This window comes from Streptomyces sp. sk2.1 (genome assembly GCF_008120935.1).
GTDB lineage: Bacteria > Actinomycetota > Actinomycetes > Streptomycetales > Streptomycetaceae > Streptomyces.
On sequence record NZ_RDBO01000119.1, the window covers coordinates 1 to 17,544 of the forward strand.

Consider the following 17,544-nt stretch of genomic DNA (forward strand, 5'->3'; position numbering starts at 1 on the left):
CCCCGCGCCCGGGTTCCCCGCCCTGTACCCGACGGGCGACCGCGTACGGACAAGGCCGGACCGCACGATCGAACACCGCGGCAGTCTCCTCACCACCGAGGCGACCGCCCCGACCGCCCCTGAGCCCTCGACCGTCCCGGTCCCCCCGGCCGATGGCGCCCCCACCCCCCTCCAGACCCTCATCGCCGGCGTCTACACCGATCTGCTCGGCGTCGACCACATCGCCCCGGACGCCGACCTCCGCTCCGCGGGCGCCGATTCGCTGATCTCCGTCCGCGTCACCGGCCGGCTCCGGGAGCTGCTCGACCGCCGCGTCGAGCTGCGCGCCGTGGTCAGGAGCCGCACCGTCGCGGAGCTCGCCGCCGCCCTGGGCGAGGAGCCCGGCGCCGCCCCCGCCGCCGCGCCGGCCGCGTCCACGACCGACTACAGGCTGCCGCTCTCCCCCGCCCAGCGCAGCATCTGGTTCCTGGAGAAGCTGCACCCGGGCCGCACGGACTATCTGATGCCGCTCGTCTGGCACCTCGAAGGCCCCCTCGACGCCACCGCGCTGCGCCGGGCCCTGGGCGCCGTCCTGGCCCGCCATGAGGCCCTGCGCACCGGCTTCCGAGAAGTCGACGGCCAGCCCGTCCAGCACGTCACGGAGACCGCGGCCGTCCCGTGGACCACCCACGACCTGACCGGACTCGCCCCCGACGAGGCCGCGAGCACTCTGCGGCGGCTCACCGACGAGGAGGCCGCGCGGCCCCTCGCCCTCGACCGTCCGCCGCTCCTCCGCGCCACACTGCTGCGCTCCGGCGCGGAGCGCCACACCCTCGTACTCGTCGTCCACCACATCGTCTTCGACGGCTGGTCCACCTCCCTCCTCCTCTCCGACCTGGACGCCGCCTACCGGGACCTCACCTCCGGCGGCACCGGCACCCTTCCGCCGCTCGCGCTCGGCTACCGCCAGTACGTCCAGGAGCAGCAGCGCCGGCTCGACGGTCCCGAGGTCCGCGAGCAGCTCCGCGAGCTGGCGGCCCACCTGGCGAACCCGCCCCGGCTGAACCTGCCGCGTCAGGGCCGTGCCCCCGAACCGGGCGCCTCGACCGGCGGACGTCACAGCCTGACGCTGTCCGCCGAGCTGAGCGAAGCGGTGCGCACGCTCGCCCGCACCGCCAACGCCTCCGTCTTCACCGTCCTCCTCGCTGCCTTCGACCTGCTCCTCGGCCGGCTCTCCGAACAGGAGGACCTCCTGGTCGGCGTGCCCTTCGCGGGCCGTGCGCGCCCCGAACTCGACCGGCTCATCGGCAACTTCCTCAACACCCTGGTCATCCGTGCGGACCTGAGCGGCAGCCCGTCCTTCCGGACCCTGATCGAGCGCGTCGGCAGCACGCTCACCGACGCGCTCGGCAGCCAGGAAATCCCCTTCGAACAGGTCGTCGAGACGCTGAGCCCGCCCCGTGAGATCGACCGGAACCCGCTCGTGGACGTCGTGTTCAACTTCGACAACACCCCCGCCGGCCGCCCCGTCCTGGGCGGGACCACGGTGCTCCGGGGCGATGTCGGCAGCAGCGACCCGAAGTTCTGGCTGACCCTGTACGGCGCCGAGCAGGACGGCGTCATCCGCTTCGAGTGGGTCTTCCGCACGGACGTGCTCGGCCCCGAGCAGATCGCTGCCATGTCGGCACAGTTCGCACACCTGCTCGACCGGGCGACCCGATGCCCGGATGCCCCCGTCGGCACGTACTCGCTCCGCGCGCCGGAGCTCTCCGGCGTCCTCCCCGACCCCCTGTCGCCCCTTCCCATGCCCGACGCGCCCTCCGTGGTCGAGCAGTTCGAGCGCGCCGCCGTGCGGGACGGCGACGCCACGGCCCTGACCCACGGGCCGACGACGCGCGACTACCGGACCCTTCTCGCCGATGTCCGCGACCTCGCCGCACGCATCGAGGCGGCGGTGCCCGAGACGGCGGTCGTGGCCCTCTCCGTGCCTTCCTCCTTCGGTCTCGCCGCCGGCATGCTCGGCACCCTCGCCTCGCGCCGCCCACTGCTCGTGGTCGACCCGTCCCTGCCCGAACCGCGCCGGGATCTGCTCCTGCGCGAGGCGGGGGCGCGGCTCGTCATCAGCGGAAGCGGCGAACCGACGGCATCCGGCGGCCTCGACCTCGTCCCGGCCGCCCTGGACGGGGGTGCGGCGCCCGCGCTCCCGTCCCGCCCCGGCGACCGGGCCGCGTACCTGAGCTTCACCTCCGGCTCCACCGGTGTGCCCAAGTGCGTCACGGGCTCGGAGCGCGGGCTGGCCCATTTCCTGGACTGGCAGCGAACCGCCTTCGAGGTCGGCCCCGGCGACCGGGCCGCCCAGCTGACCGCGCTCTCTTTCGACGTGCTGTACCGGGACGTCCTGCTGCCCCTGGTCAGCGGCGCGACCCTGTGCGTCCCCGACGTGGACACCGACGACCCGGACCGGCTGTTCGCCTGGCTGCGCGAGCAGCGCGTCACCCTGCTGCACACCGTGCCCTCGGTGGCCCGCGCCTGGCTCGCCGCCCGGCACACCGACCGGAGCGTGGAGTCCCTGCGCCAGGTCTTCTTCGCGGGCGAGCCGCTGACCGGCCTGCTCGTGGACGAGATGCGGCAGCGGGTCACGGACGGGGAGATCGTCAACCTGTACGGGCCGACGGAGACCACGCTGGCCAAGCTGGCCCACCGGCTGCCACCGGGCCCCGCCCCCCGCTCGGTCCCGGTCGGCCGCCCTCTGCCCGGCTGCCAGGCCCTGGTCCTCTCTCCGCACGGCGAGCCGTGCTCGGTGGGCGAGTCCGGCGAGGTCGTACTGCGCACACCTGCCCGGAGCCTCGGCTACCTCACCGCTCCCGACGAGGAGCGGAGCCGGTTCTTCACCAGCCCGTTCACCGGCGACCCCGAGGACGTGCTCTACCGCACCGGCGACCGCGGACGCCACCTGCCGGACGGCACCCTGGAGTTGCTCGGCCGGCTCGACGGGCAGCTGAAGGTACGCGGCGTCCGGATCGAGCCCGGGGAGATCGAGGCCCACCTGTGCCGGCACCGGGCCGTCACCGACGCGGCAGTCACCGTGCTCGACGCGGAGTCCGGGCACGGCGGTGAACTCGCCGCCTTCCTGGAACTGTCGGACGACGAGGTCGACGCCACCGCCCTGCGCTCGTTCCTCGCCCACGCCCTGCCCGAATACCTGCTCCCCGGCGCGTACTACCGCGTGGCGCGCATTCCGACCACGGCCAGCGGCAAGACCGACCGGCGGGCACTGCGCGAGACCGAGCGCACCCGGATCGACTCGGGCGAGCAGTACGTGGCCCCGCGCACGCCCACCGAGAGCCTTCTCGTCGACATCTGGCGGCAAGTGCTCGGTGTACCGAGGCTGGGCGTCCACGACAACTTCTTCGAGCGGGGCGGCGACTCCCTCCGCCTGGTGCACGTCACCTCGCTCGCCCGCGAACACGGCGTCGAACTCCAGGTGCGCGATCACTACGAGCATCAGACCGTCGCCGAACTGAGCGCCAAGGTCGACCAGGACGCCGGCAGCGGCCCCGCCCCCCGCTCCGGGCCGCTCGCCCGCCTCGCGGCCGGCCGCGGAATGCGCCCCCTCTTCTGGGTCCACCCCAGCGGCGGCAGCATCGCCTGGTACGCGGGCCTGGCCCACTCGATGCCCGCAGAACGGCCGCTCCTCGCCTTCGAGTTGCCCGGTGCCTACGGGCCCGGCGAGCCTCTGGCCACGATCGAGGCCCTCGCCGAGGAGTACGTCACCCATCTGCTGCGCGAGCAGCCCACCGGCCCGTACGCGCTGATGGCCTGGTCGTACGGTGGTCTGATCGCGCTCGAGATGGCGCGCCTGCTGACCGCCGCCGGCCATCGCGTGGACCCGCTCGTCCTGGTGGAGCCCACCCTGCCGCAGGACCCCGGCTCCATGGCCAACCACCGCACCACGGCCGAGCTGTACCGGTCGGTGGAGGTGCTGGTGGAGAAGGCCGCCGCCGCACCGGAGGGCAGCCCCGAGCGGGCCCGGCTCACCACCGAGGTGGTCGACTTCTTCGACGCCGCCGGCTGGCCGCGCTACGAGGCCGAGCTCGCCGGAGTCCTGCCGCTGCGCGCCTGCGGCCTGCTGCACGGCGCCTACCTCACGTACCGCCCGGAGCCGTACGAGGGCGACATCCACCTGGTTGTCTCCGCGGAGGGCCGCAACGCGGGCCCGGAGAACCGCTCCCCGGTGCTGCACGACTCGGCCGAACGGTACCTGCGCGGCTGGGAACGACTGATCGGCGGCACGATGCGGGTCCACAACAGCGGCGACGACCACATGTCCATGGTGGCGCCGGGCAACGCGGCCCACCTCGCCGCCCTCTGCCACCGGATCGCCGCCGAAAGCGAATCGGTCCCGGCCTCCGCTCCCGCGGACACCTCGGCACCGGACCGGGTGACACCGGCATGACCCACCATGTGACCACGCCCCTCAGGAGGCAGACATGACCGCTCCCGGAACACCGTCCTTGACCGGACGGATCACGCAGGCCCCTGCCGCCCTGCTCCACGACGAGGTACTCGAACCACAGTTCGCGTACGACGTGGCCCACCTGCTGCCCTTCTACCTGCACACGGAGAAGGCGCTGCTCCTGGAGTACACGCGGCTCGGCGTACTGACCGAGCAGCAGGCCCACGACATCGCCACAGCCCTCGACGGGCTCACCGCCACCTCCCTCACGGCCGACCCCCGGACCAACTTCTCCGATCTCTCCTTCGCCATCGAGGTCTCCGTCGGCCGCCGGCTGTCCGCCCCCGTCCCCGCCTGGCGCGTCGACCGCAGCAGGAACGACTTCCAGGCATGCGCACAGCTCCAGCTGGGCCGGGCGCAGACCGTGGAGACCGCCGCCGAGCTGCTGACGTGCGCGTCCGCCGTGCACGACCTGGCCGTCCGCCACCTCGACGACCCGATGCCCGGCTACACCCACCTCCAGCCGGCCCAGGTGATCACCCCCGCCTTCTTCCTCACCGCCCTCTGCGACCACCTGCTGCACACCGCCGAGCGCCTGCTCGCCTGGTACGACGGCACCGAGTCCTCGCCGCTCGGCGCCGGAGCCATGGCCGGCCAGCAGCTCGACTGGGACCGCGAGCGGCTCGCACACCTCCTCGGCTTCGCCGGGCCGAACCCGCACGCGCTGACATCCGTCGCCTCCCGCAGCTGGCAGCTCGAACTCGCAGCGGAATGCGCCACGTTCGGCATCGGCATGAGCCGGTTCTTCACGGATCTCATGAACTGGGCCGGCGGCCAGTACGCCTTCGTGGAACTTCCCGACGAGATGGCCGCAATCTCCTCCGCGATGCCGCAGAAGAAGAACTACCCGGTCCTGGAACGCCTGCGGGGCAAGAGCAGTCACACCCTGTCCTGGTACGTGGACGCCGCGACCACCCAGCGCGGCACACCCTTCAGCAACACGGTCGAGGTGTCCAAGGAGGGCTCGGCCCAGATGACGCGGCAGTTGGGAGACCTGCGGTCGATGCTGCGGATCGCGACCGCTGTCTTCCGCAACCTCCGGTTCGATACCCGGCGTCTACGCGTGGCGTGCGAGCGTGAGTACCTCAGTGCGTTCTCGCTCGCGACCGAACTGACCCTCGCGGACGGGGTCCCGTGGCGGGAGGCCCAGGTCATCGCCGGGCGGTACGTCCTCGACGCGGTGGAGTCCTGGCGGCCGGCCACCGAGCCGGACCCGGAGACGCTTCACCGCATCGCCTCGGAGCACGGCCACCGAGCCGGAAACAGCGCCGCCGGCCTGGGGTCGCTGCTCTCGGCGGACGGCGAGCTCGAGCGCAGGGGCGGCGCCGGTTCCGCCGCGCCCTCCGCCAGCGCGGACCTGCTCGCCAAGCAGTTCGACCGCATCTCCGCCCTGACGGCCGACTGGCAGCGGCGACAAGAGGCCCCGGAGGCGGCGGCCCGTCTGGTCGACCGGCTGCTCGGGCTCACCGGGGGCGAAGACCGGTGACGCCCCCTGTCCGTCCTCCCGCTCCCTCCTGCACCCTCGGCCCGGCAGAATCGAGCACCATGCCCCGACACCTGGCCTTCGTCGAGGCCAACACGACCGGTACGGGAATGATCGCGCTGCGCACGGCGCGCGAAGCCGGCTTCGTCCCCGTCTTCCTCACCTCGGACGCCACCCGCTACACCGGTCTCGACGGGACGGGCGCCGAGGTCGTCCTCTGCGACACCAACACCCCTGCCGCACTGCGCGCCGCCCTGGACTCCCTCCCGGTCGGCAGCCTCGCGGGCATCACCACCACCAGCGAGTTCTACGTGCCTGCCGTCGCGCAGACGGCCCTCGAACTCGGTCTCCCCGGCAATCCACCCGACGCGGTCCGCCGCGCCCGCGACAAGGCGCAGGTCCGTGCCGCACTCGTGGCCGCCGGGGTGCCCCAGCCCCGATTCGCCGTGGCACGCACGCCGGACGAACTGGACGACGCCGTCTCCCGGGTGGGCCTGCCCTGTGTCGTCAAGCCCGTCGACGACTCCGGCTCGCAGCTCGTACGCCGGTGCCTCACCCGCGCCGAGGTGAACGAGCACGCCGACCGGGTCCTGGCCGTGCGCACAAACGTGCGTGGCCAGGAAGCAGCGGGCGCCGTGCTGCTGGAGGAATTTCTCGACGCGCCCGAGTACAGCGTCGAGACGTTCTCCGTCGCAGGAGAGCACACCTGCGTGGGCATCACCCGGAAGTCGGTGACGAGCGGGCCACACTTCGTGGAGACACGCCACATCTACCCGGCCCCGCTCGACGACGAGCAGCGGACGATGCTGCGCCGGGCCGCGACCGACGCCCTCCGAGCGCTCGACATACAGAACGGCCCGTGCCACATCGAGGTCAAACTGACCGATACCGGCGCCACCCTGATCGAGCTCAACCCCCGCCTGGCCGGCGGCATGATCCCGGAACTGATCCGCCTGGCCGAGGGCGTGGACCTCCTGGACCAGCAGATCCACGCCGCCAGCGGTGGCACACCGGACCTGCGACCGCGCCACCGCGGATGTGCGGGAGTTGCCTTCCTCCTCCCGACGACCACGGGCACCCTCCGTCGAATCACCGGCGCCACGGAGGCCGTCGCCCTGCCCGATGTGGAGCGTGTGACGGTCACCGGAACCCCTGGCAGACGCGTGCGCCCCGCACAGAGCGCATACGACCGACTGGGATCGGTCATCGCACGCGGTGGGCACCCCGGGGAGGTCGAGGCGACTCTGGACAAGGCTCTCGCCCTACTCGGAATCGATGTGGATGGCCAAGAGGTCATCTCATTCGGTGGCGACATGTGAGGAGTCCGCCACAAGGCGAGCCATCTCGTGCAGGCGGTGCCAGTACTCAGGGTCGTCCGCTTCGCCGAGTACAGGTACGACCCGGTCCAGTCGGGCGATGCAGCGAAGCAGACCGCTTCGACCTCGCGCTTCGAGCTCACCGCCGTTCTTGATCCAGATGAAGATCCAGGCCGCGGTGTCCGAGTCCAGCATCACCAGGTCGAAGCCGGCCCGGTCCGCGCCGGCCAATCCGGAAGGAAAGGGCAATTCCATGAACTCTCGGTACAGGCGTGCTACGGCTTCAAGCACAGTTTCTTTGTTCACGCGGGCCATCATGGCGCAGCTTCCACAACACATGGATTCGTCCTGGGTCTGCGGTGGCAGACGAAAGTGCAGGCGATACTGGTGAAGGCGAGGAAGTGTTCCGGCTCGTGCTCGTAGCGGTGGTGGAGGCGTCGGCATCCGGCGAGCCAGGCGGTCGGGCCGACCGCGCGGTGAGGTGTCTGTCGTGATGGACAATGTCGCGTTTCTCGCGGGTTCGGTCGGCCAGAGCGGGTCCCGCCTGGTTCAAGGCTGTTAGGCCGCCTTTCGCAGCCCGGACACTTGGCGTCGGCCGACTTGCGCGTGGTCCCGGTCCGGGCCGCTCGCCGTCGTCCTGCGCCGATGCAACCGGCGCCTCGGGGCCCGGCAGGAACAGAAGCTCTTCCCGCCGGGGCAGAACTCCGTCCACGTTTCCGGGAGCAGGACCGGTGGGCCACCGTTTCCCTGCGTGGCCGATCACTCGGGCCGGTCGAGTACCAGCACTGCCGAGGAGGCCGGGATCGGGGCGGCAGGCAGTGGTTGGCCGGCCGGTCCCGGGCTTCGGTGAGCTCCCGCGGGCCGGCGGCCCTGTGGACGCCGTGGTGGTCCCGGACGGGCTCGGTCGGGCCGCCGAGCCGCTGGTGTGCGGCGGTCAGCAGGTCACGGCAACGGCACCCGGTCCCTTCGCGTGCCCGGCCCCGGCCGTCGACGGGACGGGCCTCCGGCCCCGTCGACAGCCCGTCGAGGAAGATCGGGGCCATGGGCTGTCCCGTAACCTCTGCGTGTCGGGACATGCCGGGGGCCATGGAAGGTCGAAGAGCGTGGACTTTCGCCAGATCGAGTACTTCAGGGCCGTCGTGGAGGCCGGTTCGGTCTCGCAGGCCGCCAAGAACCTCAACATGACGCAGCCGCCGGTGAGCCATGCCGTGGCGAAGCTGGAGGGCGAGCTCGGCGTGCGCCTCCTCGAACGCACGGCGAAGGGCGTCCACCCCACCCAGGCCGGGCTCTACCTCCTGTCCAAGGGCGAACGCCTGGTCGCCGACCGGGACCGCGCCGTGGCGACGCTGAAGCTGATGGGCGAGGGCGCGGTCGGGGACCTGCGCATCGGGGTGGAACCCATGGTCATCAACGAGATCGTCGCCGACGTGCTGGCCGAGTTCCTCGACCAGGTCCCGGGCGCCCGGGTCAGCCTGACCGATGTCACCCCCGACCTCATCGTGCAGGGAATTCAGGACGGCCGGCTGGACATGGGATGCATTCCTTTCGGCCCCGGCCAGTTCGCCGGTTTCGTAGCGGATCTCTGCGATTCCTTTCCCGTCCTGGGAATCGATATCAAACTCGCCGTTCCCCGGTATCGCGCGCGTGAGGACCACCCCGACGGGAAGGGGTGGGGGCGCTGGATTCTCCCGTACCACATTCCGGCGTTCACAGGGATGCCCGAGGCCGTCGAGAAGGCGCTCGCGGGTGACGAGACCTTCGACGTGCTGGAGGTCTCCACTCCGCAGACCGCCGTCGCCTTCGTCGCCGCCGGGCTCGGCGTGGCCCCCGTGACCCGGCGGATCGCGGGCAGGACGGACGCGGTGGCCCTCCTCGATCCCCCGCGCTGGCTCGCCCCGATGCAGGCCACGCTGCTGTGGCGGCGGGATGCCGAGATCAGTCCGCTGATGCGGCACTGGCTGGAGGCGACCCGTGTGGTCGCCGAGCACCGCCGCGCGCTCAGATCGTGAGCCGGGGCGGCACCCGAACCCCGCAAGAACCATGGACGGGGCCGCACCACGAACACGGCACGATGCGAAGGGCCGCACCGCGAACACGACGCCACGTGAAGGGCCGCACCGCGAACACGACGCCACGTGAAGGACCGGCCCACGAACACGGTGCGCCGCGAAGGGCCGGCCCGCGTGGGAACACCCCGCCGGAAGGCAGCCATACATAAAACTATGGCCCCCTCCGTTGTGCCGCGTATGGACCGCGCGGGGAAAAGCGATGGCGCATCTCGCACAACGAGATGAATTCCCTGTGGCGTACGTCACAACCGAAGGCGCCCCGGATGACACCCCCTTCACCCACCGGCGCGAGAAACACCAGTTCAGAGGCCATTCCCCGGTCGTTCACGGATCGGCGTCCGACTCGTCCGGCGCCGCGCCCGTGCGCCTCGTCCGCTCTCGGCACCCATTGCCCGCGCCTGCCCCCCGTGGAAGCCTTCCGGCAATTCGACGCCACAGGCAAATTCGGATCGGCAACTCGACTCCCTTTTCATGGGCAGCTGATCGCGCATGACCTGAATCCGGCGCGATCCATTTCCGTCGGGGAGAAGATGGGGTTTTCGTTCCATGAACACGGAAAATGCAAATCAGCAGCCACTCGACCGCGCCGGCCGTGAGAACATCCCCTTCACCGGTGCCGAGTACCTGGAGAGCCTGAACGACGGGCGCGAGGTCTGGATCTACGGCGAGCCCGTCGAGAACGTCGCCGAGCATCCCGCGTTCCGCAATTCGGCCCGCATGATCGCCCGCATGTACGACGCGCTGCACGACCCGGCGCGCAAGGACGTCCTCACCGCGCCCAACGAGGACGGCGGTTTCACCCACCGCTTCTACCGGGCGCCGAAGACCGTCGAGGAGCAGGTGGCCTCGCGCGACGCGATCGCCGAGTGGCAGAAGATCGCCTGGGGCTGGATGGGCCGCTCGCCCGACTACAAGGGCTGTTTCCTCGGCACCCTGGGCGCCAACGCGGAGTTCTACCGCGGCTTCGAGGACAACGCGCGCAACTGGTACCGCAAGGCCCAGCAGAAGACCTGGTACATCAACCACGCGATCATGAACCCGCCGGTCGACCGCGGTCTCGGCGCCGACGCGGGCAAGGACGTGTTCATCCGGGTCACCCGGGAGACCGACGCGGGTTTCTACGTCACCGGCGCCAAGGTGGTGGCCACCGGCTCGGCCCTGACCCACTACACCTTCGTCGGCCACGTCGGCCAGGTCGCCGTGCAGGACCCTTCCTTCTCACCGGTGTTCATCATGCCGACGAACTCCCCCGGCGTGAAGCTGATCTGCCGCACGTCCAACGAGTACCGGGCCGCCGTGCTGGGCAGCCCGTTCGACTACCCGCTGTCCAGCCGACTGGACGAGAACGACGCCATCCTGGTCCTCGACGACGTGTTCGTCCCCTGGGAGAACGTGTTCATCCACAACGATCTGGAGCAGGCGAACAGGTACAACGTCCACTCGGGTTACCTGGAGCGCGCCTCCCTGCACGGCTGCACCCGCTTCGCCGTCAAGATGGACTTCCTGGTCGGCATGCTGGCCCGCGCCCTGGACGTCACCGGGGCCGGCCAGTTCCACGGCGTCATGTCGCAGCTCGGCGAGGTCATCGCCTGGCGCAACACGTTCTGGGCGCTGTCGGACGCGATGGCGAAGAGCGCGGTGCCGTGGAAGGGCGGCATGATCCAGCCCGACCCGCAGTTCGCCGGGGCGTACCGGGTGATGAACCAGCTCGCCATGCCGAAGATCAAGAACATCATCGAGCAGGTGGTGGCCAGTGGGCTGATCTACCTCAACTCGCACGCCGACGACTTCAAGACCCCCGAGATCCGCGGCTACCTGGACACCTATGTGCGCGGCACCGGCGGCATCGACGCCGAGGAGCGCGTCAAGGTCATGAAGATGCTGTGGGACTCCATCGGCACCGAGTTCGGGGCCCGCCACGAGCTGTACGAGATCAACTACATCGGCAGCAACGACGTGACCCGGCAGACCAACCTCTTCGGCGCGCGGGGCAGCGGCCTCCTCGACCGCTGCAAGGACTTCGCGCAGAGCGCCATGGACGAGTACGACCTGGACGGCTGGACCGTGCCGGACCTGATCGGGCCGGACGACGTCAGCATCCTCAAGAAGCGCTGACCGCCCTGCGGGCTCCCGGTCGGGGGAGCCCGTCAGGGGCCGTGCCGTCGAGCTGCCGCCGTTCGTCCGCGGGCCGGCCCGTGCGGCGTCCGATGCGTACGGACACGTGAGGGCAGCCGCCCCCGTGCCGGACGCACATGACGGATCCGGGCGTGCGACGAGCGCGTACCGGATGCCGCACAGCAGATGCCGGTTCGACGGCACACCCAGTCCACCGGCGACGAACCGAGCGCGCCACCGCGCTCCCACCCACCACAGGAGGACCCGTGGCCACGGCAATCGATGCCGCTCAAGTCACCTACGAGGCACCTGATCTCCAGGTGATGGAGGAGTTCCTCACCTCGTTCGGCATGATCAGGGCCGAGGGCAGTGACGACCGGACGCTGTACATGCGGGGAACCGGGACCCAGCACCACATCCACGTCACCCGCAAGGCCGCCGGGCAGCGCTTCATCGGCGCCTCGATCGAGGTCGCCGCGCACCAGGACCTGGTCGAACTCGCCGCCCTGCCGGGGTCCTCCCCGATCACCGGGTCGACGGAGCCCGGGGGCGGCCTGGTGGTCTCGATGACCATGCCGGACGGCATCGAGATCCGGGCGATCTGGAACCGGGAGAAGGCCGAACCGATCGCGGACCGGGAACCGTTCAGGATGAACAACATCCGGGACAAGAACCGGGTGAACTCCTTCGTCCGCCAGCCCGTCGCACCCTGCACCATCGCCCGGCTCGGCCACTTCGTGCTCCATGTGAAGGACCACGACGCGTCGATGGCCTGGCTGAACGAGCGCTTCAACTTCCTGCCCTCCGACTACTTCCTGCCGCCGGGCCAGGACGGCCCCGTCGTCGGCACCTTCGTCCGGCTCGACCTGGGCGAGCAGCTGGTGGACCACCACTTCATGCTCGTGCTCCAGTCGGACTGGGCGGGCGTGCACCACAGCGCCTTCGAGGTCACCGACATGGACGCGGTCATGTCCTCGCACGACCACCTGCTCCAGCAGGGCTACAGCCCGGACGTCGGGGTCGGCCGCCATCTGCTCGGCAGCCAGATCTTCGACTACTGGAAGGACCCGTTCGGCTTCCGCATCGAGCACTACACCGACGGCGACATCGTGGACGGCAGCCACCGGCCCGGACGGTTCAACGGAACCGCCGGCGAGACCACGCAGTGGGGGAACCGTCCGCCCCTGGAGTTCTTCCAGTGAGCGGCGAGCAGCGCGCGGAGCGCGCCGAACCGGTGCCGGCGGTGTCCGGCGGACCGCTGCCGGTTCACGAGCCGCTGTCCCCGACCGTCCGCGAGCAGTTGGCGCGGGCCGGCTCGTCCACCGTCGCCAACATGCTGCTCCGGCACGGTCTGCGCAACGTCCTGATGGCCGGGGTCCGGCCCCTGGCCGGGGGCGGGGCACCGATGGTGGGTCCGGCCAGCACGTTGCGGTTCATCCCGGCGCGCGAGGACCTGGACACCCTCGCCAACTACGCGAGCAGCGAGAACCTGCACCGGCGCGCGATCGAGGAGTGCCCGCCCGGGGCGGTGCTCGTGATCGACGCGTTCGGCTCCAGGGCGGGGGCGTCCATGGGCGACATGATGGCGGCGCGGCTCAGGCGGCGCGGTGTGTCCGGTGTGGTCACGGACGGCGGTTACCGGGACTCCGGTGCCATCGCCGGGACCGGGCTGCCCTGCTTCCACCGGGGCAACGCGCCCGCGGCGACGCCGATCGCCCTGCACCCGGTCGCGCTGGACGAGCCGATCGGCTGCGGCGGTGTGGCGGTCCACCCCGGCGACGTGGTGCTGGGCGACGACGACGGGGTCGCGGTGATCCCGCGCCATCTGGCCGCGGAAGTGGCGGCCGTGGCCGCCGAAGCCGCCGCGTACGAAGAGTTCGCGGCACTTGAGATCCGGCGCGGGCGGTCCCTCTTCGGGCTGTTCCCCGCCACGCCGGAAAGCCGCCAGGAATACGACACATGGGTGGCATCGGGCCGCCCGGGTTTGGAGTGAAACAGTGGACATCGACCCCGCGGCCATGAAGTCGCTCGAAGTTCTGATCCACGCCGCCGATCTCGACGACGCCGGTTGGATCGACTACCCCGACTACGGGTTCCGCCAGTACTTCCTGTTCAAGAACCCCGGTACCGGCGCCAGCATCGCCCTTCTGGAGTACGAGAAGGGCGGCACGATACCGACCAGGCACACGCACGCCTCGAACCAGTTCATGTACTGCCTCGAGGGCGACTACGAGTACACCGACTCCGGCCTGCGGCTGCGCCCCGGTTCGTTCTACATGAACCCGAAGGACCACCCCCACGGCCCGACGCTCGCCCACGAGCGCAGCGTGCTGATCGAGATCTACGACGGCCCGCACTACTACGAGAAGCCCGAGTACCACACCGACGAGACGATCGGGGACTTCCTTGCGAAGGACTGAGGCGCCGGGACGCAGCCAGGACTTCGCGGGACGCAGCCAGGAGTTCGCCGGACCCGCGGCATCGGCGGGAACTGAGGGAGAATGACGATGACCGAGACCGACCACACGAACGACACCACCGATGGGGCCGGGGCCCTGTTCGACACCGGGAAGGTGCTGGCCGCCTTCGGCCTGGACCATGTGCATTCCGGCACCTACACGGACTCCCTGGGCTGGGGCGCCGTCGAGGACCGTCCGGTCATCGAGGCGGTCTGTCCCGCCGACGGCGAGACCGTCGGCCGGATCGCCGCCTCCGACGCCGGGGACTACGAGCGCGTCGTGGCCGCCGCCGTCGAGACGCAGAAGAAGTGGCGGATGGTCCCGCCGCCCCGTCGCGGTGAATTCGTGCGCCGCATCGGCCAGTTGATCGAGGAGAACATCGACGGCCTGGCAGCCGTCGTCTCCCTCGACACCGGCAAGTCGACGATGGAGGCCAAGGGCGAGCTGCGCGAGGCCGTCGACATGTCCACGCTGGCCGCGGGCCAGGCACGGATGATGTACGGCTTCACCCAGCAGTCGCAGCGCGCCGAGCACCGCATGTACGACCAGTGGCTGCCGCTGGGCGTGATCGGACTGATCAGCGCGTACAACTTCCCGGCGGCCGTCTGGGCGCAGAACGGGTTCCTCTCCGCGATCGCCGGCAACACGGTGGTCTGGAAGCCGAGTCCCAAGGTGCCGCTCACCGCCATCGCGGTGCAGAAGCTGGTCAACCAGGCGGCTGCGGAGATGGGGTGCGAAGGCGTCTTCTCGCTGTTCATCCCCGCCGACAACACCGTCGCCGAGCGGCTGGTCGCCGACACCCGGGTCGCGATGATCTCCTTCACCGGCTCCACCGGTGTCGGGCGCAAGGTCGCCGAGATCGTCGGGTCGACGCTCGGACGCCGCTACCAGTTGGAGTGCTCGGGCAACAACGGGTGCATCGTCGACGAGACCGCCGACCTCGAACTCGCTGCGAAGGCACTGACGTTCGGCGTGGTCGGCACCACCGGGCAGCGCTGCACCAGCACCCGCCGGATCATCGCCCACCGGAGCATCGCCGAGGAACTCGTCGGGCTGCTGAAGAAGTCCTTCGAGCAGATCGCCATCGGGGACCCGCGGGATCCGGACACCGTCGTCGGCCCGTTGATCGACGCGCAGGCGGTGGAGGACTACCGCGGTGTCCTCGCCCGCGCCGAGCTCGACGGGGCCACCGTGGTGTACGGCGGCCGGGTCCTGGACCGGCCGGGGCTGTACGTGGAGCCGACGATCGTCACGGGTGTGGAGCCGCACTTCGAGATAGCCCGGTCCGAGACCTTCGTCCCGATCGTCTCCGTGCTGGTCTACGACGACCTCGACGAGGCCATCGAGATCCACAACGGTGTGGCCCAGGGCCTGGCCTCGGGCATGCACAGCACCGACCTGAACCACATCGAGACCTTCCTCTCCGCCCGGGGCAGCGACTGCGGCATCGTGCGCGTGAACATGGGCACCACGGGTGCCGATGTCGGCGCCGCGTTCGGTGGCGAGAAGGAGACCGGCGGCGGCCGTACCGCCGGTTCCACGGCGTGGCAGGGATTCATGCGCCGTCAGAGCGTGTGCGTGAACTGGGGCGGAACGTCCGCCTGGGACAGCCGGATCGATCTGTGAGGACCACCGCAACCATGAAGAAGGAACGTTTTTTCTCCGATGCCGTGCGTGAACCGGCGGCCAGGACGTGGTCGAACTGCCTCCGCGTCGACGACCTGATCCTGATCTCCGGCATGACCGCGCGCGGCCAGGACGGGGAGACCCTCCTCGGCGACACCGCCCACGAACAGTCCCGGGTCGTCCTCCAGAAGATCAAGGACCTGGTCGAGGCGGCCGGCGGCGCCATGGACGACGTCGTCAAGATGACCATCTTCGTCACGCGCATGAGTGACAACGCCCAGGTGTGGAAGGCCCGCGAGGAGTTCTTCACCGGCGACTTCCCGGCCTGTTCGCTGGTTCAGGTCGCGGCCCTGGCCAAGCCGGAAATCCTGGTCGAGATCGAGGCCATCGCGATCGCGGGCTGCAGCGCGGACTGACCGAATACGGCGACACCCGGCGCGTTCCCCCGCGGAACGCGCCGCGGACGCCCTCTCTTCTCCGATGGGTAGGAACTGTGTCGTCAACAACAAACCCTCCGGGGTCCACCGGCTCGACGCTGTCCGCGGCGGCCGAGGACCACGCCCTGGTCAGCGTCCCGGCGGCCGAGCGCCGAAGCGGCCACCAACTCGCCCTCAGCCCGGTCAGCGTCGCCACGGCGCTCGTCGTCTTCGCCATCGCCGGCTTCACCGTCGTCCTCGCCGGTTTCACCGTGGGACTGGTCGTCGGTGCCCTCGTCGCGGCCTTCGGGGTCTTCCTCGGCAGGGCGCTCGGCCGGATGGCCTTCGAGACCGGCATGTCCAGCACGATCACCTCCCGGTTCTTCGGATTCGGCCTGCGGGGGTCGTCGATCGGCTCGGCGATCTTCGCGTTCATGATCCTCGGCTTCCTGGCCATGGAGTCGGCCCTTCTCTACCAGGGCACCCTGCTGATGTTCGACCTGCCCGACTCCTGGGCGATCCGCGTCCTGCTCTACGGCCTCATGACCCTGCTGTGGATCGGACTCGCCGTCTTCGGGCTCAAGCTCGCACTGCGCGCGTCCGGAGTACTGACGGCGGTCACGCTCCTCGTCACGATCTACATGATCATTCACATCTACGTGATCGAGGGCGCCGACCCGATGGGCGTGTTCCGCTACGCCGGGGTCGTCCCCGGGGGCCTGTGGCCGAAGTTCGAGGCCGCGGTATCGGTCATGGGCGCGACGGCCGGAACCATCGCCCTCGTCACGACGGACTTCGCCCGCTACTGCCGGACCCGCCGTGACGTCACGGTCCTGGCCGCGGCCGGCCCGGTCACCCAGAACGTCCTGATGACCGTCCTGGGTTCGCTCGTCGTCATCGGCGGCATGCCCGATGTCGTCACGTACCTCATGGACCACGACAAGAACCTGACCCCGGAGGCGGCGGGCGCGGCGGGCAGTGACTTCGTCATGCAGAACACCGGCGCCTTCTTCGTGATCTTCGCCGCCTGGCTGGGCTTCGTCACCATCTACGCCGCGCAGGCCAAGGCCCAGGCCATCAACGCCTACTCCGGCTCGCTCTCGCTGGTCAACCTGGTGGACGCCCTCACCGGTCGGAAGCCGGGCAGGGCGGCGATGGTGGTCGTCGGAAACGTCATCGCCCTGGTGATGATCGGCGCCGGGATCCTGGAGAAGTTCTCCACCTATCTCGCGTACCTGGGTGCCATGACGCTCGGCATGTGCGGGGTGATGATCGCCGACTACTACCTGGTGCGCCGGGCACGGTACGACAGCCGCACCCACCGGGTGGAGAAGTGGAACTGGGCCGGAGTCATCACGCTGGCCGTGTCCGCCTCCATCGGCATGGTCCTGATGGCCACCGATGTCTTCGCCCTCGGCTTCCTGGTGTCGTTCGTCGCGGCACTCCTCCTGTACCCGCTGCTGCGGAAGTGGCTCCCCGAGGGCACGGGGACCTCCTTCGCCGCGAGCGAGGAGGCCGTCGAGGAAGCCGAGGGCGAAGACATCGGTGGCCATCAGGACCATGCC

Annotated in this window: 12 protein-coding genes; 11 read left to right on the forward strand and 1 reads right to left on the reverse strand. The window is 70.3% G+C overall.

Going from position 1 to position 17,544, the window contains the following annotated elements; genetic code table 11:
• From EAO76_RS40995 to EAO76_RS41005, 3 genes are all read left to right on the forward strand, one after another.
• Nucleotides 1-4,435, forward strand: a 4,435-nt coding sequence (locus EAO76_RS40995) for a non-ribosomal peptide synthetase (RefSeq protein ID WP_148841330.1), incomplete at its 5' end; no start/stop codon positions are given.
• 34 nt (nucleotides 4,436-4,469) lie between these two features.
• On the forward strand, nucleotides 4,470-5,981 hold the full coding sequence (locus EAO76_RS41000) for an argininosuccinate lyase (RefSeq protein ID WP_148841331.1): 1,512 nt from the start codon (nucleotides 4,470-4,472) through the stop codon (nucleotides 5,979-5,981).
• Nucleotides 5,982-6,040: 59 nt separating this feature from the next.
• Nucleotides 6,041-7,297: an ATP-grasp domain-containing protein gene (locus tag EAO76_RS41005; protein ID WP_148841332.1), complete on the forward strand. Its 1,257-nt coding sequence runs from the start codon at nucleotides 6,041-6,043 to the stop codon at nucleotides 7,295-7,297.
• Here the strand turns inward: EAO76_RS41005 and EAO76_RS41010 are convergent.
• The gene (locus EAO76_RS41010) at nucleotides 7,277-7,600 is read right to left on the reverse strand and encodes a hypothetical protein (RefSeq protein ID WP_148841333.1); all 324 of its coding nucleotides are present in this window, start codon (nucleotides 7,598-7,600) and stop codon (nucleotides 7,277-7,279) included. The two genes, EAO76_RS41005 and EAO76_RS41010, sit on opposite strands and share 21 nt — an antisense overlap.
• A gap of 797 nt (nucleotides 7,601-8,397) precedes the next feature.
• Here EAO76_RS41010 and EAO76_RS41020 point away from each other — a divergent pair.
• From EAO76_RS41020 to EAO76_RS41055, 8 genes are all read left to right on the forward strand, one after another.
• Nucleotides 8,398-9,303: a LysR family transcriptional regulator gene (locus EAO76_RS41020; RefSeq protein ID WP_148841335.1), complete on the forward strand. Its 906-nt coding sequence runs from the start codon at nucleotides 8,398-8,400 to the stop codon at nucleotides 9,301-9,303.
• Between the two features lie 606 nt (nucleotides 9,304-9,909).
• A complete protein-coding gene (locus EAO76_RS41025) occupies nucleotides 9,910-11,478 on the forward strand; it encodes a 4-hydroxyphenylacetate 3-hydroxylase N-terminal domain-containing protein (RefSeq protein ID WP_148841336.1) in 1,569 nt (522 codons plus the stop codon).
• A gap of 266 nt (nucleotides 11,479-11,744) precedes the next feature.
• On the forward strand, nucleotides 11,745-12,680 hold the full coding sequence (locus EAO76_RS41030; RefSeq protein WP_262376180.1) for a VOC family protein: 936 nt from the start codon (nucleotides 11,745-11,747) through the stop codon (nucleotides 12,678-12,680).
• Nucleotides 12,677-13,471: a dimethylmenaquinone methyltransferase gene (locus tag EAO76_RS41035; RefSeq protein WP_262376181.1), complete on the forward strand. Its 795-nt coding sequence runs from the start codon at nucleotides 12,677-12,679 to the stop codon at nucleotides 13,469-13,471. Before EAO76_RS41030 ends, EAO76_RS41035 begins: the two co-directional genes overlap by 4 nt.
• 4 nt (nucleotides 13,472-13,475) lie before the next feature.
• A complete protein-coding gene (locus EAO76_RS41040) occupies nucleotides 13,476-13,898 on the forward strand; it encodes a cupin domain-containing protein (RefSeq protein ID WP_148841337.1) in 423 nt (140 codons plus the stop codon).
• 87 nt (nucleotides 13,899-13,985) lie between these two features.
• The gene (locus EAO76_RS41045; RefSeq protein ID WP_148841338.1) at nucleotides 13,986-15,563 is read left to right on the forward strand and encodes an aldehyde dehydrogenase family protein; all 1,578 of its coding nucleotides are present in this window, start codon (nucleotides 13,986-13,988) and stop codon (nucleotides 15,561-15,563) included.
• A 14-nt stretch (nucleotides 15,564-15,577) separates the two neighbouring features.
• The gene (locus tag EAO76_RS41050) at nucleotides 15,578-15,979 is read left to right on the forward strand and encodes a RidA family protein (protein WP_148841339.1); all 402 of its coding nucleotides are present in this window, start codon (nucleotides 15,578-15,580) and stop codon (nucleotides 15,977-15,979) included.
• Between the two features lie 77 nt (nucleotides 15,980-16,056).
• Nucleotides 16,057-17,544, forward strand: a 1,488-nt coding sequence (locus EAO76_RS41055; protein ID WP_148841340.1) for a cytosine permease, incomplete at its 3' end; no start/stop codon positions are given.